The organism is Achromobacter sp. ESBL13 (genome assembly GCF_036668755.1).
In the GTDB taxonomy this organism is placed as follows: domain Bacteria; phylum Pseudomonadota; class Gammaproteobacteria; order Burkholderiales; family Burkholderiaceae_B; genus Achromobacter.
Window position 1 is genome coordinate 1828438 of record NZ_JAZEVT010000001.1, and the last position, 18173, is coordinate 1846610.

General features: G+C 65.1%; 17 protein-coding genes. 11 read left to right on the forward strand and 6 right to left on the reverse strand.

The features are described 5' to 3' along the window. Positions 1–55 precede the first annotated feature (55 nt). The 9 genes from V6F88_RS08130 (at position 56) to V6F88_RS08170 (ending at position 10705) form a co-directional block, all read left to right on the forward strand. Positions 56–541, forward strand: coding sequence for an Lrp/AsnC family transcriptional regulator (locus tag V6F88_RS08130; RefSeq protein WP_332608778.1), 486 nt, complete (start codon positions 56–58; stop codon positions 539–541). A gap of 193 nt (positions 542–734) precedes the next feature. Next, the gene (locus V6F88_RS08135; protein ID WP_332608779.1) at positions 735–2507 is read left to right on the forward strand and encodes an ABC-F family ATP-binding cassette domain-containing protein; all 1773 of its coding nucleotides are present in this window, start codon (positions 735–737) and stop codon (positions 2505–2507) included. A gap of 59 nt (positions 2508–2566) precedes the next feature. After that, complete coding sequence (locus V6F88_RS08140; protein WP_332608780.1) at positions 2567–3079, forward strand: winged helix DNA-binding protein; 513 nt, start codon at positions 2567–2569, stop codon at positions 3077–3079. Positions 3080–3088: 9 nt separating this feature from the next. Continuing rightward, positions 3089–4942 carry an ABC transporter ATP-binding protein gene (locus tag V6F88_RS08145; RefSeq protein WP_332608781.1) on the forward strand — a complete coding sequence of 618 codons (1854 nt, stop codon included), beginning with the start codon at positions 3089–3091 and terminating at the stop codon, positions 4940–4942. A 56-nt stretch (positions 4943–4998) separates the two neighbouring features. Continuing rightward, complete coding sequence (locus V6F88_RS08150) at positions 4999–6531, forward strand: ABC transporter substrate-binding protein (RefSeq protein WP_332608782.1); 1533 nt, start codon at positions 4999–5001, stop codon at positions 6529–6531. 112 nt (positions 6532–6643) lie between these two features. Continuing rightward, on the forward strand, positions 6644–7567 hold the full coding sequence (locus tag V6F88_RS08155) for an ABC transporter permease (protein WP_332608783.1): 924 nt from the start codon (positions 6644–6646) through the stop codon (positions 7565–7567). Positions 7568–7572: 5 nt separating this feature from the next. Continuing rightward, entirely contained in the window at positions 7573–8442 is an 870-nt protein-coding gene (locus V6F88_RS08160; RefSeq protein ID WP_332608784.1) for an ABC transporter permease, read from the forward strand. Between the two features lie 72 nt (positions 8443–8514). Beyond that, complete coding sequence (locus tag V6F88_RS08165) at positions 8515–10254, forward strand: peptidase M14 (protein ID WP_332608785.1); 1740 nt, start codon at positions 8515–8517, stop codon at positions 10252–10254. Between the two features lie 13 nt (positions 10255–10267). Then, positions 10268–10705 carry an acetyltransferase gene (locus V6F88_RS08170; protein WP_046806971.1) on the forward strand — a complete coding sequence of 146 codons (438 nt, stop codon included), beginning with the start codon at positions 10268–10270 and terminating at the stop codon, positions 10703–10705. Here the strand turns inward: V6F88_RS08170 and V6F88_RS08175 are convergent. From V6F88_RS08175 to V6F88_RS08200, 6 genes are all read right to left on the reverse strand, one after another. Next, entirely contained in the window at positions 10680–10883 is a 204-nt protein-coding gene (locus tag V6F88_RS08175) for an oxidoreductase-like domain-containing protein (RefSeq protein WP_332608786.1), read from the reverse strand. The two genes, V6F88_RS08170 and V6F88_RS08175, sit on opposite strands and share 26 nt — an antisense overlap. Before the next feature lie 9 nt (positions 10884–10892). Continuing rightward, positions 10893–11612, reverse strand: a complete 720-nt coding sequence (locus V6F88_RS08180; protein WP_442880225.1) for a GNAT family N-acetyltransferase — start codon at positions 11610–11612, stop codon at positions 10893–10895. 81 nt (positions 11613–11693) lie between these two features. Next, positions 11694–13325 (reverse strand): lytic murein transglycosylase, encoded by a 1632-nt coding sequence (locus V6F88_RS08185; protein WP_332608788.1) that lies wholly within the window; start codon positions 13323–13325, stop codon positions 11694–11696. Between the two features lie 106 nt (positions 13326–13431). Then, entirely contained in the window at positions 13432–14895 is a 1464-nt protein-coding gene (locus V6F88_RS08190) for an MATE family efflux transporter (protein ID WP_332608789.1), read from the reverse strand. A gap of 6 nt (positions 14896–14901) precedes the next feature. Continuing rightward, a complete protein-coding gene (locus V6F88_RS08195; RefSeq protein WP_332608790.1) occupies positions 14902–15264 on the reverse strand; it encodes a sel1 repeat family protein in 363 nt (120 codons plus the stop codon). 25 nt (positions 15265–15289) lie between these two features. Next, positions 15290–15973, reverse strand: a complete 684-nt coding sequence (locus V6F88_RS08200; RefSeq protein WP_332608791.1) for a hypothetical protein — start codon at positions 15971–15973, stop codon at positions 15290–15292. Positions 15974–16140: 167 nt separating this feature from the next. On the opposite strand from V6F88_RS08200, the gene V6F88_RS08205 reads away from it, so the two are divergent. Both V6F88_RS08205 and V6F88_RS08210 read left to right on the forward strand, forming a co-directional pair. After that, on the forward strand, positions 16141–17076 hold the full coding sequence (locus tag V6F88_RS08205; RefSeq protein ID WP_332608793.1) for a LysR family transcriptional regulator: 936 nt from the start codon (positions 16141–16143) through the stop codon (positions 17074–17076). Positions 17077–17148: 72 nt separating this feature from the next. After that, complete coding sequence (locus V6F88_RS08210) at positions 17149–18099, forward strand: adenosine deaminase (protein ID WP_332608794.1); 951 nt, start codon at positions 17149–17151, stop codon at positions 18097–18099. The last annotated feature ends 74 nt before the right edge of the window (positions 18100–18173 follow it).

An 18173-nucleotide genomic window follows, 5' to 3' on the forward strand; every position in this document is an offset into this window, starting at 1 on the left:
AAGCCAACAACAAACATCACCGTTATTTTGCATAAATGGATGGATATTGGGTCATATGAACGAACCAATTGGGAAAATAGACAAGCTTGATCTCAGCATCATTGCTTGCCTGCAAAAAGACGGCTCCCTGTCCCAGCGCGAGCTGGCCGACCGGGTCGGCCTGTCGCAGAACGCGTGCTGGCGCCGGCTACAGCGCTTGAACGCCTGCGGCATCATTCGGGGCACCCGCGCAGAGGTCAGCCTGGTTGCCCTGGGGCTGGACCTGACGGTATTCGTCATGATCCGAACCAGCCACCACGCCAAGGCCTGGGCCGACGGTTTTCGCCAACACGTCGAACGCCTTCCGGAAGTGACCGAGTTCTATCGCATCGGTGGCGATTGGGACTACCTGATCAAAGTGGTTTGCCGCGGCATGGCGGGCTACGACCGCTTCTACCAAAAGCTGATCACGGACTTTGAACTGTCCACCGTGACAGGCTTCTTCAGCATGGAAGCCATCATTGAAAACCGACCGCCGGACCTGCGGCTGTTGGAGACCTGACGGGGGCTACGTCAGTGGGCTTCGGCGGGAACTTTCGCGTACGATGCGGTTCGAACGCCAGTGCCGCTCGCACTATCCCGGAGACCCGCAAGGCCATGATTCTTTAAGCACTCCCTTTGATTTCCCTTTGCTCAGCAGTCCGTGCCCTATGGCCGCTGCCGCGCAAAGCGTTCATTATTTCGGAGAGCTATCCATGGCCCGGTCATCCAGCGCGCCGCCCCCGGCGCAACCCTTGCCGCATTCCGCGTCCCTGTTCCTTGGCTTGCAACATGTCAGCATCGCCCTGCCCGACGGCCGCGTGCTGCTGAACGACGTTAATTACGACTTCGCGTCCGTCCGTCATGGCGTCATCGGGCGCAATGGCGCGGGCAAATCGGTGCTGCTGCGCGTCATGTTGGGCGCCCTGCCGCCGCAGTCCGGCCGCATTGTGCGCCACGGGCGGCTGGCCTATGTTGCTCAGACGCCAGCCTGGCCCGATAACGCCACGCTGGCGGATGTTGCGGGCCTGGGCCCGGTGTTTCGCGCCTTGGCCAATATCGAAGCGGGCAGCACCGACCGGGCAGACTTTGACTTGGCCGACGGCCATTGGCTGATCCATCAAGACTGGGCGCGCATGCTTGCCGACGCCGCCCTGCCGGACTGGCAGCCTGCGCATCCCGCCCGCGCGGCAAGTGGCGGCGAGTTGACCCGCGTGGCGTTGGCGGGCGCTTTCCTGCAAGGCGCCGACGGCCTGTTGCTGGACGAACCCACCAACCACCTGGATGCCCGCGCGCGCGATTGGCTGACAAAAAAAATCCATGCCTGGCGGGGTGCGCTGATCGTGGTCAGCCACGACCGCCGCCTGCTGGACGCCATGGACAGCATCGTCGAACTGGACAACGCGGCCCTTCGCGGCCACACCGGCAACTACAGCGCCTGGCGCGCGCAACGCGACAGGCAGGACGCCGCCGCGCTCGCCGCCCTGGCGCATGCCCGCCATGAAAGGGCCACGGGCCTGCGTGCGCTCCGGCAACAGCACGATGCCCAGCAACAACGCACCGCGCGCAACAGCCGCAACGCCCGCGAAACCAATCAGGCCGCCGTGCTGCTGGGCGGCAAAAAGGCCAGCGCACAAGCGCACGCCGGACGTGACCGCCTGCGCCGTCAAGAAGCCGCCGCCGCCTTGGACGACGCCGTCAGACAGGCCGTATCCCGGGCGCCCACGGCAGCGGACATTGCGCTGGCCTTGCCCGACACCACGGTGCCGGCCGGGCGGCGCGTTCTCCATCTGGAGGCCGCCCTGCCGCCTTGGCCGTCCCACGCCAAACCGCTTAGCTTGACCTTGGACGGCCCGTTCCGGCTGGCCATCCAAGGCCCCAACGGCTGTGGCAAAAGCACGCTGCTGGCGATGCTGGCCGGTGTGCTTACGGCACGTGCCGGCCGCTGCGATGTGCGGGTGCCCACCGCGATGCTGGACCAGGCTGCCAACGCATTGCCTGCACACGCATCGCCTGCACACGCATTGCGCGCGAATGCACTGCCCGCGAACGCGTCGCTATTGCAAACCCTGGAAGCGCAGGGCACGCCGCTGTCACCGGGCGAATTGCGCAGCCGGCTGGCCCTGCTCGGCCTGGGCGCAGCGCAGGTCCAGGCGCCCGCAGCCACTTTAAGCGGCGGCGAACGCATCAAGGCCGCGCTGGCCTGCGCGTTGTGGCGCAGGCAGCCCGCGCAATTGCTGCTGCTGGACGAACCCACGAACCACCTGGACATGGCGTCCGCGCAGGCGCTGGAGGACGCGTTGACGCATTACCCGGGCGCGCTGGTCGTGGTCTCGCACGATGCGGTGTTTCTGGACCGGCTCAACCCCACGCACTATTTATCGTGCGCCGACGATGGCGGCTGGACGCTACGCCAGGGCAACCGCGAAGCGCAGGCCCACACGAAAGGCGTCCCTTATTACCCAGGGTTATCCCGAATGCCTGCATAACAACAAATCGTCAATAATTCGCCAACGTTTTGTCATCGATCCGTCCCTTTACACCTGCCATGTCTGCTTCCATCCGGGACGCCATCGTTTCTTCCGCTCATCTGGCCACGTCCGCCCCGCAGTTATCCGAGGTGGAGTTCGGCTTGATCATCGCGTCGCACGCGTTCAACCGCTGGATGGTGCGCTGCATGGCCTGCGCCGGCCTGCCTGATCTGACTTCGCTGGACATCCTGGTGCTGAACCACGTGTATCACCGTGGACGCGGCAAGAAGCTGGCCGACATTTGCTTCACCTTGAACGTCGAAGACACGCATCTGGTGAACTATTCGCTAAAGAAACTTGAGCGGCTGGGTGTCGTGCAAAGCGCCAAGACCGGCAAGGAAGTGATCTACACCACCACCGACGCCGGCGCCGCCGCCATTGCGCGCTACGCCGAAGTGCGCGAGCAGTGCCTGGTCAAGTCCTTCATCGACTCGCCCGCGGCAAACGAGGCCAGCCACCAGTTGGCCAACACCCTGCGCGCCCTGTCGGGCCTGTACGACCAGGCCGCCCGCGCCGCCACCTCGCTGTGAGAATCCACGTTGTCTAGCACCACCGCATCTTCATCCGCCCCGCTGCTGTCCGTGCGCGGCGTATCGGTTGACTTCAATACCGACAACGGCGTGTTTCGCGCCGTCGATGGCCTGGACTTTGACGTCCAGCCCGGCCGCACGCTGGCGATTGTCGGTGAGTCCGGTTCGGGCAAGTCCGTGACGTCCATGGCCATCATGCGGCTGACGGACTACTCGAACGGGCGCATCGCCACCGGCCAGATCCTGTTTCGCGACGACAACGGCCGCGAGACCGATCTGACCCGCGCCACGGACGAGCAGATGCGCGCCATTCGCGGCAACGACATCGCGATGATCTTCCAGGAACCGATGACATCGTTGAACCCCGTGTTCACCATCGGCGACCAGATCGTTGAAGCCATCATGCTGCACCAGCAGTTGTCGCGCTCGGCCGCGCGCGCGTCCGCGCGCAAGCTGCTGGACAAGGTGCGCCTACCGGATGCCGAGCAGCTGCTCGACCGTTATCCCCACCAACTGTCGGGTGGCATGCGCCAGCGCGTGATGATCGCCATGGCGCTGTCGTGCCAGCCACGCCTGCTGATCGCCGACGAGCCCACCACCGCGCTGGATGTCACCATCCAGGCGCAGATCCTGAACACCATCCGCGAATTGCAGCGCGACCTGGGCACCGCCGTCATCTTCATCACGCACGACATGGGCGTGGTGGCCGAGATGGCCGACGACGTGGTCGTGATGCTGCGCGGCAAGAAGGTCGAGCAAGGCACCGTCGACCGGATCTTCAACGCACCCAAGCACCCGTACACGCGCGCGCTGCTGGCCGCCGTGCCGCGCCTGGGCAGCCTGACGGGCCGCGACCTGCCCCTGCGCACGCCGCAAACCGTGCTGGAAGGCGACAGCCTGCGCGAAGTGGGCGAAACCCGCGAACAAGACACCGCCACGTACGACGCACCCGTGCTGCGCGTGGAAAAGCTGACGACGCGTTTTGACGTCGGCCACGATCTGTTCGGCCGCGTGACACACCGCGTGCATGCCGTGGAAGAGGTCAGCTTTGACGTCTATCCCGGCGAAACGCTGGCGCTGGTGGGCGAGTCCGGCAGCGGCAAATCCACCATCGGCAAGACCTTGCAGCAGCTGGTGGCGCCCACCTCGGGCGCGGTGCGCTACAACGGCCAGGACATTTTTTCGATGGACGCCGCCGGCCGCCAGCGTCTGCGCCAGGAAATCCAGTACATCTTCCAGGACCCCTACGCATCGCTGGACCCGCGCAAGACGGTGGCCTTCAGCATTGCCGAACCCATCCGCACGCACGGGCTGCTGCATGGCGAAGACGCCATCGCGCGGCGCGTGGGCGAACTGCTGGAACAGGTGGGCTTGAAGCCCGAGCACGCCAAGCGCTATCCGCATGAATTCTCGGGCGGCCAGCGTCAGCGCGTGTGCATCGCGCGCGCCCTGGCCAGCAACCCCAAGCTGATCATTGCCGACGAATCCGTGTCGGCGCTGGACGTGTCCATCCAGGCGCAGATCCTGAACCTGCTGATGGATCTGCAAAAGGACCGCGGCCTGTCGTACCTGTTCATCACGCACGACATGGCGGTGGTGGAAAAAGTCAGCCATCGCGTCGCGGTGCTGTACCTGGGCCAGATAGTGGAACTAGGCACGCGCCGGCAGATCTTTGAATCGCCGCAGCACGCGTACACCCGCAAGCTGCTGGCCGCCGTGCCGGTGGCCGAACCCGGCCGCCACATCGACACGTCGCTGATTGAAGGTGAAATCCCCAGCCCGGTACGCCGCGTCGGCGACGAACCGGCCATTATTCCGCTGACTGAATTCGCGCCCGGCCACCAGGTGGCCCGCGCGGCCTAGCCTCAGCCCCCCTTTTTTTCCTCGGTGTGATCCGAGTTCCCGTCCCTGGAGCGAACATGCAATTCCTACGCACCACCTTCACCGCCACCGCCCTGACCCTGGCGTTGGGCGGCGCGATGCCCGCCGTCTTCTCGACCGCGCATGCCGCCGGCACGCTCAGCGTAGCCATCAACCAGGACCCGGGCAGCTGGGATCCCATCGACACCTTCGTGACGTTCTGGGGCTCGGTGGGCGGCAACCTGTACGACGGCCTGACCATGCGCGGCGCCGACCTGAAACTGCAACCGGGCCTGGCCACCAGCTGGGAATACCTGGACGACAACAAGCGCCTGCGCTTCAAGCTGCGCGAAGGCGTCAAGTTCCATAACGGCGAACCCTTCAACGCCGAAGCCGTGAAGTTCACGTTTGAACGCCTGCTGGGCGCGGAAGGCGCCAAGGGCCCGCAAAAGTCCAACTACGATTCCATCGGTGAAATCAAGGTGGTGGACGACTACACCGTCGACTTCATCCTGAAGCAGCCGGACCCCGTGCTCTTGACCAAGCTGGCCGGCTACGGCGCCATGATCGTGCCGCCCAAGTACATCAAGGAAAAGGGCGAGGACTACTTCAACACGAACCCGGTCGGCACCGGCCCGTTCAAGTTTGAAAGCTATCAGCCCAAGGTCAACGTGACCTTGGCGCGCAACGACGACTACTGGGGCGGCAAGCCCAAGCTGGACAAGGTCGTGTACCGCTTCATCAGCGAACCCGGCACGCAAGTGGCCGAACTGCAAGCCGGCCGCATCGACATCGCCACGCTGATCCCGCTGGGCCTGATCGAAACGGTGAAGAAGTCGGGCAACGCCGACGTTATCTCGACGGGCGGCCCGGTTGCCTTTGCCCTGCGCTACAAGACCACCGGCGGCATCACGCAGAACCGTGACGTGCGCCGCGCCCTGATCATGGCGGTGGACCGCGAGGCCATCGTCAAGCAGCTGCTGCTGGGCCAGGCCAAGGTCATTGCCAGCTTCCAGGGCCCGCAATCGTTCGGCTACAACCCCGAGCAAAAGCCGCTGCCCTTCAACCCCGCCGAAGCCAAGAAGCTGCTGGCCGCAGCCGGCGTGAAGCCGGGCGCCACCGTGCAGATCGACGTGCGCGGCAGCGATTCGAACTTCCGCGAAGTGGCCCAGGCCGTGTCCGGCTACCTGCAAGGCGTGGGCGTGCGCGCCACCATCAAGCCGTATGAAACCGGCGTGCTGCTTAACGACATCATCCCGGGCGGCAAGACGGGCGAGATGTGGCAGAACCAATGGGGCGGCTGGACGTACGACTACGACAACACCGCATACCTGATGTATCACACGGGCCAGAAATGGAACCCGTACGACAATGACGCCAAGCTGAACGGCATGCTGGAAGCGCAACGCACCGTCTATGACGTGAAGAAGCGCGAAGCCATGTTGCAGGAAATCGCTGCGTACGTCGCCGATCAGGCGCTGGAAATGCCGCTGTACAGCCTGAACACGATCGTGGGCGTGAACAAGCGCGTGAAGAACCTGGAAGTGCCCGGCGATATTCGCTTCCGCTTCCTTCAGACCAGCGTGGAGTAACGGCTCCGAAGCGCCAGGCGCTTCGCCCCGGCGGCATCCCGCCGGCAGGCCAAAGCAGGACTCGTAGCATCAACTCACTGATCCGCCCCGGTGAAAACCGGGGCGGCGCCTCATGACCGGATTTCTTATTAAGCGCGTGTTGCAGGCGGTCTTCGTGATCGTCGCCGTGACATTGCTGGTTTCCTATGCCGTACGCCTGACCGGCGACCCCGCGCTGATGCTCAGCCAGGGCTCGGGCAGCGTCACCGAACAAGACCTGGCCAACATCCGCCAGGCGCTGGGCCTGAACCGCCCCTTCCACGAACAATACCTGTCTTACATGCAAGGGCTGCTGCATGGCGATTTCGGCCGCAGCTTCATGGGCGGCACGTCTGTCGCCAAGCTGATCGGCGACGCCCTGCCCGCCACGCTGATGCTGGCGTTTACGTCGTTGATCGTGTCGATTCTGATCTCGCTGCCGCTGGGCATCCAGGCGGCCATCAAACGCGGCAAGGCCACGGACCAAGCCATCCGCATCCTGTCGCTGGTGGGCCTGTCGTTTCCGAACTTCTGGCTGGCGCTGATGCTGGTGCTGCTGCTGTCGATAACCTTTCCGCTGTTGCCGCCTTCGGGCTGGAGCGGGCCGGCCAGCCTGGTGCTGCCGTCGCTGACGATGGCCATCATCCTTAGCGCCACCAACATCCGCCTGGTGCGCACGACCATGCTTGAAACGCTGTCGGCGCAATACATCATGGTGGCGCGCAGCAAGGGCCTGAAGGAACGCGTGGTGCTGTACAAGCATGCGCTGCGCAATTGCGCGATTCCGCTCATTACGTATCTGGGGCTGCAATTTGGCGGCCTGATCGGCGGCATCGTCGTCATTGAAATGGTCTTCAATTGGCCGGGCCTGGGCACGCTGGCGTTCGACGCCATTTCAGGCCGCGACTACCCGGTGCTGCAAGGCACGGTCACCGTGCTGGCTGCCGTCATTGTCCTGGTCAACCTGATCGTCGACATCGCCTACGGCATCGTCGACCCCCGTATCCGCACGCGCTGAGCCTTATGCAGACAACCTCCTCCACCGCCGCCGCGCCCGCCCCCATCAAGCCGCGCAGCCGCTATCGTTCGCTGGAATTCGTGCTGGGCGCGTTGCTGACCGGCGTGATGATCCTGTTGGTGCTGACGTCGGGCTGGCTGTTTCCCGATGGCGGCGAATCCATGGACCTGGCCGCCCGCCTGATGGCGCCCTTCACGTCGGCCGCGCATCCCTTCGGCACCGACCCGCTGGGCCGCGACGTGCTGGCGCGTGTCATCGTCGGCGGCAAGATCTCGCTGATGGTGGGCTTTGCGTCCGTGATCGGCGGCGCGTTGCTGGGCATCGTCATGGGCCTGATCGCCGGTTATTACCGCGGCTTCTGGGACATGATCGTCATGCGCTTTGCCGACGTGCAATTGGCGCTGCCGTTCATCCTGGTGGCCATCACGTTCATCGCCATCCTGGGCGGCGGCCTGTTCAACGTGATCTTTTTCATGATCGTGTCGCAGTGGGTGCAGTATGCGCGGCTGGTGCGCGCCCAGGTGCTGGCGCTGCGTGAACGCGAATTCGTGTTGGCCGCCCGCGCGTTCGGCGTACGTGACCTGGCCATGATCCGCCACCACATCGTGCCCAACCTGCTGGGCCCGCTGGTGATCCTGATGACCTTGAACGTGGCCAACAACATCCTGCTGGAAAGCAGCCTGACCTTCCTGGGCTTGGGCGTGGACCCGATGATTCCCAGCTGGGGCGGCATGCTGGCCGATGGCCGCACGTATATGCAGACGGCGTGGTGGGTCAGCGTCTTTCCCGGGGTGGCGATCATGCTGACCGTGTTGGGCCTGAACCTCCTGGGCGATTGGCTGCGCGACCGCCTGGACCCGACCGGAAAGGTGTAAAAGACCAAATGCCCCGCAAGGGGCATTTGTGAATTTGCAGGATGCCGCCAGAACCCCGAAGGAACACAAAGCATGTCTTTGCTTGATAAAACATTTGACCGCACGCTGGACGCCTGGACCCATGCCTACCTGGCGCCCGCCTGGCGCGGCGCGGTCGTGGAAGGCTGGCTCTTCGAAGGCGTGGAAGCCCGCCGCGCGGCGCAGGCCCGGCTGGCGCAGGCCGGCGTCACCGCGCGCTTTCGCAGCGCGTACAAACCGCTGCTGCATTTCTTTCTGGAAGACGTCCAGCGCGAGGGCCTGGTGTCCGCGCTGGTGCGCTACCCGCTGCACGAACACGCGCAGGCCAAGCGCTTCACGCTGGAAGCGTATCCGCTTGTTGCGCTGCTGGACGGCGTGCGCGTCGTCATGCAGGCCGGCGCCAACGACTTGCATTACGACGTCACCCTGACCTACGCCGACGGCCGCCAGGTCGACGCACGCGTGTTCGCCCCCAACGTCGTGGGCGCGGCCCAGGATGGCACGCCCGAACTCTCGCCTACCGGCTGGCTGCGCGTGCAGGACGCCGACGGCGTGGTGCAAACCAATGGCGCGCAATCGACTGAATACCAGCAGGTGTTCCGCAGCATCGTGGACACGGTGCGCAACCACCCCTGGGGCGCGCATGAACCGTATTTCGACCGCCTGGAAATCCGCGTGGACCTGCCCGGCATGGACTTCGCGCTGCCGGTGGATGAAGAAATCGTCAGCACGTTCGAGGCGTTGCACGAGGACGTTTACTTCACGTTGCTGGAACATTTTCAACATCATTCGGGCCGCCCGTCCGGCGACCGCGGTCTGCAACCGGGCCAGATCATTCCCGACATCCGCCGCCACGACGGCGCGGCACGCGTGCAGATTTCGCTAGAGCCGTTCGCGCATGTTGCAGCCGTCACGCCCGTGCTGACCGACGCCCCCTTGGCGCAATGCCGCGAGCCGCTGACGGCGGGCCAGATCGCCGGCTGTATGGCGGCTTTTGGCGGCGACACGTTCCAGGCGGTATCGCGCCAAGGCAGACCCGTGCTGGGGACGTATGTCCGTGGCCCGGGCCCCGCCGTCTTCATTTCGGGCGCGCAGCATGCCAATGAAACCTCGGGCGTCGTCGGCGCGTTGCGCGCCACCCAGGCGCTGGCCGAACGCGGCGACGCGCACTTCGCGCTGATTGCCTCGGAAAACCCCGACGGCTACGCGCTGTTCAACCGCCTGCGCGAACACCACCCGCGCCACATGCTGCACGCCTCGCGCTACAGCGCGCTGGGCGACGATATCGCCTACCGCGAGCATGCTCCATTCTTCGAACGCGACGGCCGCCATCAGGCGCATGCCATCAGCGGCGCGCAATTGCACATCAACCTGCACGGCTACCCCGCGCACGAATGGACCCGGCCGCTATCGGGCTACCTGCCCCGCAACTTTGAACTGTGGACGATCCCCAAGGGCTTCTTCCTGGTGCTGCGCCATCACCCGGGTTGGGGCGAGCGCGCGCACCGCCTGATAGAAGGCGTTACCGCGCGCCTGGCCCGCAACGTGCCGGGGCTGGTGGAATTCAATGCGCGGCAATTGGAACTGTTTCATGCGCATGCACTCGAAACAGGGTTCGATGTCATGAACGGCATTCCCGTACAGATCACCGAGACCGACCGCGAAGAACTGCCGCTGGCGCTGATTTCCGAGTTTCCGGATGAAACCGTCTACGGCGACCGCTTTATCTTCGCGCATACTGTGCAAATGGAAACCGTCCTGGCTGCGACCGAGCTGTACCGCTCAGGGCTGTAAAGACCAATAAGAAATGAATATCCGAGAACGCAATCACGGCGACGACCTGGCCCTGGCGGACATCTGGCTCCGTTCGGTGCGCGCCACGCATTCCTTCCTGACCGAAAAAGAAATCCAGGGGATGTACCCGCAGATCCTCAACACTTACCTCCCGTCAGTGCGGGTGTGGGTCTGCGAAGATGAAGACGGCGACATCGCCGGCTTCATGGGGCTGACGGGCAACAAGGTCGACATGCTGTTCGTGGATGCCAGCAAGCGCGGCAAGGGCGCGGGCCGCCGCCTGCTGAACTTTGCCCGCTCGCTGCACGGCACGCTGCTGGTGGACGTCAATGAACAAAACCCGCAGGCGCATGGCTTCTACAAGCACTACGGCTTCGTCGACACCGGGCGCTCGGCGCACGATGACGCCGGCCGCCCCTTCCCCATCATTCACATGAAGCTGGCGGGCTGAGCGCCTCATGACGGCTACGCCAGGCTTTCAGGGCCTGGCGATAGTTGTCCATGGCTTCGTCATACCGGTCGTACACGCAGGGGATGCAGCCGCTGTTGCAGCATTCATCCGGCGCGGGCGGTTCCGGCGGGACAGGGATAGGATCGTCGTCGGGAGGGGTCGGTAGGCGGGGGCTCATGGCCGGATGTTAACGCGACGGCAACGCTGCATTCGCGTCGGCCACGTCTTGCTGGTCGCGCCATTGCCCGCGGTGAATCTCGTAGCGGACCTTGGCGTTGGAGTCGGGCTTGGCGTTGGCGACGGCGTTGTCGGCCTTGTTGGCGTTGGCGTTGTTGGCGTTGTTGGCGTTGTTGGCGTTGTTGGCGTTGTTGGCGTTGTTGGCGTTGTTGGCGTTGTTGGCGTTGTTGGCGTTGGCGTTGTCAGCTGCCGCCTCCACATCGCCAAGCAGGCGCATGCCGATCTTCTCCAACACCCGGCGCGATGCCGTGTTGGATCGGATCGCGGCCGCGCACAACGTGTCCACCGGCAGCAGCCTGAAACCCAACCCGACCAGCGCCGTTGAGATCTCGACGGCGTAACCCCGGCCCCAGCAATCCGGGTCGAACGCATAGGCAAGCTCAATGGCGCCGCCTTCATCGGTAACCGTGAACTTCAGGCCGGCGCGCCCTGCCAACGCGCCATGCTCCCGCGTTTGCAGCACATACATGCCGTAGCCATGGTCCAGCCAATGGGCCACGTTTTGCGCCAAGTACAACCGGCTGGCGGCGGCGTCGCGCGTACCGCCCATTGTGGCCATCACGTCCGCATTGGCATGCATCTGCGTGATGAACGGCAGGTGCGACTGACGCATGCGCTCGGCGCGCAAGCGAGGTGTCAGGAAAACGTCAGGAAATGCGGCATGCGGCATGACGGTCGAAAAGAAAACGGGGCGGCTACATCATAGCGGCGCAAGGCGACGCATGACAGTAGCCGCCCCGGTACGGCGGGCTTACTTCGCCGGCCGCGCGCGCAGGGCGTCGGGCTTGTCAGCCTTCAGCGCATCCAGAATGCGTTTGCCCACCCGGCCATCTTGCGGCAGGTTGCGGCGTTCCTGTTCGGCGCGCACCGCGTCGCGGGTCTTGGCGCCGGGTATGCCGTCCGCCTCGCCCACGTCGTAGCCACGGCCGTACAGCTCTTCCTGCAACTGCTTGATCTCGGCGCGCGACAGGCCGGGGTCATCCGTCGGCCACGCCGCGATGATGCCCGGGCGGCCCTGCAAGCGGTTCAGCAGCAACGACACCGCCAACCCATAACGGCGCGACTGGTTGTAATGCAGGATGGCGTCAAAGTTCACCGTAGCCAGAAACACCGGCCCCTTGGCGCCGGTGGGCGCGAACAGATAGGCTTGCTCGTCATTGCCCGACGGCAGCTTCAGCACCGACCCATCACCCTGCTTCAAGCCGGCCTGCGCCCACTGGGCAATCGTGCGGCGGTCTTGCGAGCCCACGTATTCCGCGTCCGGTTCGGGCGGGATGGCGGCGGCCAATTCGGCCGGCACGCGCACTTCTACCACGGCCGGCAGCCCATGCGTCCACTTGGCGCGGCGCTTGCGCAGGTGGTTGGCGGTAGACGCCAGCGCGTCAGGCAGCGAATTGTAAAGATCGATGCGGCCGTCGCCATCGCCATCGGCGGCCAGTTCGTAGAAGGACGTCGGAATGAACTGCGTCATGCCGAAAGCGCCGCTCCAGGAACCCACGAAGCTGTCCGCCGGAACCGTGCCGTCACGCAGCAGGCGCACCGAGGCGTAGGCGTTTTTTTCCCACAGCGTTTTGTTTTCCGTGCAGGCACGCGTCAACCAGGCATTCAGCACGTCGGTCTTGCCAATCTGCCGGCCGTAGTTGGTTTCAATACCAAAAATCGCCACCAGCGTGGCGGGGTCCACCTGGTATTGCTGGCTGATGGTGCCCAGTTGCGGGCCCACTTTCTTCATCACCGCCAGGCCGTCATTGACGCGCTCGTCGTCCACGGTCTTGGCGATGTAGTCCCACCAGCTTTCGCGCCCTTCGGGCTGGCCCTTGGCGGACGCAACGGTAGTGGGCAGGAGCTTGGCGCTGGCTGTGTATTTATCCCAATCCGCCACGGTCAGGCCATTGGCGGTGGCACCCTTGCGCAACTTGGCGATACACGCCTTCGTGTCCAGCTCGGTCGGAATGATGACCGTCGGCGCGGCGGCGGCGCCCGCAGGCGTGGCAGTGGTGGCGGGTGTGCCGGTAGCGGCTGGAGCAGCAGCGGCGGCTGGGGCAGCAGCGGCCGGAGCCGCGGCGGCTGGGGCAGCAGCGGCTGGGGCAGCAGCGGCAGTCGGAGCGGCAGCGGGCGCCGACGACGACGCGGCGGCCGGCGCGGGCGTTGCGGTGCCTGCCTTTGCGGCTTCCTGCTCGGCAACAACGTCGTCAAAGCTGCGCTTGGGCGTCAGCGTGGGCTGCGGCTGGGCGGGCGCGGGTGCACTCTGCGCGCGCGAGCCCGTGGCGGATGCGGGCGATTGCGCGTGGGCGGTGCCCACGGCGGCGATGATGGCGGCTGCCAACACCAGGCGCGACAGGCCAGGGGAATCGATTCGAGGGCGTGAAGAACGCAGACGCATGGTATTCCTGAAAAATCCAAGTCAGCCCGGATCGTACCGCGACCGGCCGCCGAAATCGAACGCGGCGCAGTGATGTTTTTGCGTCGCCTTGCCGCCCCGCCTGACGTCAGGCCGCGCGCGACTGATTCTGGTCAACCGGCGGCGCGCGCAACACGCGCAGGCAGACCGCCATCGCAATCAGGCTGAACACCGCAAAGCCCAGCGTCTGTCCCAGCAGCACGCCCTCGGCGCCACCATAGTGCGCGCCCAGCCACACAAACGGCATCGTGCCTACCGTGGACCGCAGCCAACCGATCATCGTCGAATACGTGGCGTACCCCAGGTTGTTGAACACGGCGACCGCCACGAAGAACAGGCTGTTTACTGCCCAGGCGAAGCTGCCGTAGCGGCAAAAGAAAATCACCAGGTCACGCCCCGGCCCCGTCATGCGGAACAGGTCGGCCACCCACGGCGCGGCCAGCGCCAGCAAGGTCGCCGCACCCAGGCCATACAACACAGCCCAGCGCGACGTCAGGCTTACCGCCTGCCTGACACGGTCCCATTGGCACGCGCCCAGGTTCTGTCCAAGAATGGGGCCTATCGCGCCGGGCAGCACGAAGTAAAGCGAATAAGCCAGTTGCAGCACGCGGTCGACCACCGTCGCCCCCGCCATGACGCTGGGGCCGAACGTGGCGTAGGTCGACACGGTGAAGATCACGGCCGCTGGCGTCGCCAGCGCGGTCAATGCGGCCGGCAGCGCGATCCTGCCTATGGCGGCCAGGTCGCCAAGCAGTGCGGCCCGTACAGGCCACGCCACCAGGCGATGCTTGCCGAACACCAACCAGCCGCCCAACGCCACGGTGGCCATGCGCCCCACCCCGCCCGCCCACGCAATGCCTTGCATGCCGCCATCCAGCACGAAGATGACGATGGGATCCAGCACCGCCACCGTCGTCGTCCCCGCCAACAGCACCCACATGGACTGCCTGCCGCGCCCCGATGCGCGCAGCAGGTTGGACAACATCATGCCGATGCCCATCACCACTGCGAACGGCGTCGTGATCAGCACGTAGGACAACAGGTGTTCGCGCATGTCGGGCGCCAGCTTGATCGCCGCCGTGAACGGGCCGATTGCCGCCAAAAAGAGGACACCGGCCGCCAGCGCGGACCCTGCCATCAAGATGAGCGACGCACCGGCCAACGTGCGCGCGCGCGGCGCATTGCCCGCGCCCAGTGCGCGCGACACCAGCGCGGCGCCGCCCACGGTGACGCCGATGCACACGGACGTGATCGTGAACTGCGTCATCGATCCAAAGCCCACCGCGCCCATTACCGCTTCGTCGTGCAAGGTGCCCAGATACAACAGCGACAGGAATTCCACAGCGAAGACGGCCAGCATGCTGGCCCAGCCGGTCAACACCATTTCAAGCACATGCGGCCCGAGCGGCCCCGCTATGAAGCGGGCGCGCGAGACGTCAGCCTGGGGATACGCTGACTGGCCCGCGCCGACGGCTGCGTGGTCGTCTACGCCCGCCTCATGCCCCACGCTGGTGGATGCGGCTTCAGGTCGCGTCGCGCGGGGCGTATCCACTGCTATCTACCGAGGCGCCGCGTCGCCGCGCAGCTGCTGCAAGCGTTCGATGGCCGCCTCCAGGCCTTGCGCGGCGGCCGCTTCGTACCAGTGCAGTGCGGCTTTCATATCCGTCTGTTCCAGGATCATCGCCTGCACGTATTGCGCGTCGGGATTGCCGCGCTGGGCATCGGCCAGCAAGGCGCGCTGCGCCAAGGCGTCCTGACGCGGCGACTCGCCATACACATGCGCGTCATTGCCCACCGGGTCTTCGATCATGCTGCGCAGCGAAAGCGGGTTATGCGCAAACTGCTGCCGCCAGAACAACGCGGTCAGCAGGATGAAGGCGATGAAGACCAAGGCGGAGATAAGCAGGCTTTTACGGGTCATGGGGGCATGGAATACGGGATGAAAATCAGGGCTGGACCGGCGCGAACCAATATTGCGACACTCTGCTTTCGTTCGAGTACCACGGCAGCAAGCCGATGCTGTCAGACTCGCGCTGCACCGTCACCAGCAGGCCGCCGTCCTGGGGCCGAAACATTGCCACGTGGCGTCGCACACCCATGGCTTCATGCTGGCGCCAATCGTGCCGCACGCTGACCCATAGCCTGCCCTGGGTGCAACCGGTGTAGCGCCGAATGCCGTCGGGCATGTTCAAACGCGCATCGCCCGGCATGGCCGTCATGTCCTGCGTGCCGTCCTGCATCGGCAGCCGAGCGACGGAGTGCGCGCCCTGCCCGTCCAGCGCCAGCACGCTCCAGCCCCGGGCTTCGGCCACCAGTGACACGGTGGCCTGATCCGTCGACCGCCATTCCGGCAGCAGCGATTCGCGCATGCCGGGCAAGTCCAGCGGATACAGGAAGAAGGTACGCAGGTCCTTTAACGCCCCGTTCTCTTCGCCCGCGCGCAATTCGCCCTGGGCGCGATACGTGCCCGCCAGTTTTGGGCATTGCACAGGGTCCGAAGCCAGCACCACCGGCTCGCCGCTTTTGAACGACGGCCACGTGACGGCCACTTCATCCACGCGCGACACGCCGCAAGCGGCCAAGGTCAACGTCAACAGGCCTGTCGCCCCCATGCGGACAAGCGAAGGCACGCGGCTCGCGCAGGGCGCAGCAAGCGGTTGGGCGGAAAATATGGATGGATTCATTGTTGGCGCGCGTCCAGCCGGGATCGGCGCTGAACTATATCTGAAACCCGCCCCGCCGTTGCCAAGCGGTGCGCGGCGGAGAATAATCGGCACATCTCCACCGGCCACGCACCATGACACCGTTCCGAGGCAAACTTCGCATCCGGCACCTGGAAATCGTGCTGACCGTCTCCGAGCTGGGCAACCTGTCCAAAGCGGCGGCGCAGCTGCACAGCACGCAATCCGGCTTGTCGCGCGCTATCGCCGAGATCGAAGAGCTGGTGGGCGCGCGCCTGTTCGAGCGCACGGCCAAGGGCACCACTTGCACGCCGCTGGGCGAGGCGATGTGCCGCCACGCCCGCCTGCTGCTGACGGATTTTCGCAAGGCAGAGATCGACCTGGCCGCCGTGTCGCGCGGCGACGAAGGCAGCCTGACCGTCGGCTGCTTCTCGATGTTTGCCGGCTGGCCGGTGGCGCAGGCGGCGCGCTCGTTTCGGCAAGCGTATCCGCGCATCACGCTGACCATCGAGATCGGCACGCATGAACGCCTGATCGAAGACCTGGACGCGGGCGCGCTGGACGTGTTGATCAGCCGATTCTCGTCCACCGTCAACCCGCAGATCTATCGTTCCACCACCTTGCTGGAAGACGCCGTCGTGCTCGGTTGCGCCACGCACCATCCGTTGGCCGGGGTGGCAGGCACGACGCTGGCTGACTATGTGGCCTACCCCTGGATCACCGCGTTGCCCGGCAGCCGTATCCGAGGCGAGCTGGAAATGTCCCTGCGCCAGGCCGGTTTGGCGATTCCGGATATGATCGGCGCCCTGTCCCTGGAGTTTGGCCGCGAAATGCTGCTAGACGGCCACTATCTGTGGATGCTGCCCGGCAGCGTGGCCACGGTGCGCCAGGCACGCGGCGAACTGGTCGTCCTGCCCGCGCGCCCCGCGATCAAGAAGTCCCCGCTTGCCGCGATCTGGCGGCGCGACCGCCCCAGCACCCGACAGGCCCGCGCTTTCGCGGCGCATTTGGCGCAGGCCATCGAAGCGGACGAGATCGCGCTGGCCGCGTGATCGTTCGTTATAACGCCGGCACTTTTCGCTGATTCCCATTTTCTGAACACGCCCCTTTTTTTCGGAGCACCCATGTACGACTGGCTCAACGCACTGCCCAAGGCGGAACTGCACCTGCACCTGGAAGGCTCGCTGGAACCCGAGCTGCTGTTCCAGCTGGCGCAACGCAACGGTGTTGCGCTGCCCTGGCCCGACATCGATGCGCTGCGCGGCGCCTACAACTACGGCAACCTTCAGGAATTTCTGAACCTGTATTACATGGGCGCGGACGTGCTGCGCACCGAGCAGGACTTCTACGACCTGACCTGGGCCTACCTGTTGAAGTGCCGCGAGCAGAACGTGGTGCACACCGAACCCTTCTTCGATCCGCAAACGCACACCGATCGCGGCATTCCGTTCCAGGTCGTGCTGGATGGCATCAGCCGCGCACTGGAAGACGGCCGCAAGCAGCTGGGCGTATCCAGCGGGCTCATCCTGAGCTTCCTGCGCCACCTGCCCGAAGAGCAAGCCATGCGCACGCTGGACCAGGCCCTGCCCTTTCGTGACGCATTCATCGCCGTCGGCCTGGACAGCAGCGAAAAAGGTTTCCCGCCCCGTTTGTTCCAGCGCGTCTTCGACCGCGCGCGCGCCGAAGGGCTGCCCGCCGTGGCGCATGCGGGCGAAGAAGGCCCGCCCGAGTACATCTGGGAAGCGCTGGACCTGTTGAAGGTGCTGCGCGTGGACCACGGCGTGCGCGCTGCCGAAGACCCAAACCTGATCGCGCGGCTGATCGACGAACAGATCCCCTTGACCGTCTGTCCGCTATCCAACACCCGGCTACGCGTCTTCGAACACATGCGCGACCACAACATCCTGACGCTGCTGGACGCGGGCGTGAAGGTCACCGTGAATTCGGATGATCCGGCTTATTTCGGCGGGTATGTGACCGAGAATTTTCAGGCGCTGCATGAACATTTGGGCATGACGCAGGATCAGGCGAAGGCGCTGGCGGATAACAGTCTGGATGCGCGCATCGCGAAGTGAGGCGTGGAGGAAGGCGGTGCGGCCGTGGCCAGATGTAAAGCAGCGGAGGGATCAGCCCCTGGCTATTTCGCGAG

Coding starts and splice junctions, on each gene's coding strand:
- V6F88_RS08130 (WP_332608778.1), top strand. CDS start 56: ATGAACGAACCAATTGGGAAAATAGACAAGCTTGATCTCAGCATCATT.
- V6F88_RS08135 (WP_332608779.1), top strand. CDS start 735: ATGGCCCGGTCATCCAGCGCGCCGCCCCCGGCGCAACCCTTGCCGCAT.
- V6F88_RS08140 (WP_332608780.1), top strand. CDS start 2,567: ATGTCTGCTTCCATCCGGGACGCCATCGTTTCTTCCGCTCATCTGGCC.
- V6F88_RS08150 (WP_332608782.1), top strand. CDS start 4,999: ATGCAATTCCTACGCACCACCTTCACCGCCACCGCCCTGACCCTGGCG.
- V6F88_RS08155 (WP_332608783.1), top strand. CDS start 6,644: ATGACCGGATTTCTTATTAAGCGCGTGTTGCAGGCGGTCTTCGTGATC.
- V6F88_RS08160 (WP_332608784.1), top strand. CDS start 7,573: ATGCAGACAACCTCCTCCACCGCCGCCGCGCCCGCCCCCATCAAGCCG.
- V6F88_RS08165 (WP_332608785.1), top strand. CDS start 8,515: ATGTCTTTGCTTGATAAAACATTTGACCGCACGCTGGACGCCTGGACC.
- V6F88_RS08170 (WP_046806971.1), top strand. CDS start 10,268: ATGAATATCCGAGAACGCAATCACGGCGACGACCTGGCCCTGGCGGAC.
- V6F88_RS08175 (WP_332608786.1), bottom strand. CDS start 10,883: ATGAGCCCCCGCCTACCGACCCCTCCCGACGACGATCCTATCCCTGTC.
- V6F88_RS08180 (WP_442880225.1), bottom strand. CDS start 11,612: ATGCCGCATGCCGCATTTCCTGACGTTTTCCTGACACCTCGCTTGCGC.
- V6F88_RS08185 (WP_332608788.1), bottom strand. CDS start 13,325: ATGCGTCTGCGTTCTTCACGCCCTCGAATCGATTCCCCTGGCCTGTCG.
- V6F88_RS08195 (WP_332608790.1), bottom strand. CDS start 15,264: ATGACCCGTAAAAGCCTGCTTATCTCCGCCTTGGTCTTCATCGCCTTC.
- V6F88_RS08205 (WP_332608793.1), top strand. CDS start 16,141: ATGACACCGTTCCGAGGCAAACTTCGCATCCGGCACCTGGAAATCGTG.
- V6F88_RS08210 (WP_332608794.1), top strand. CDS start 17,149: ATGTACGACTGGCTCAACGCACTGCCCAAGGCGGAACTGCACCTGCAC.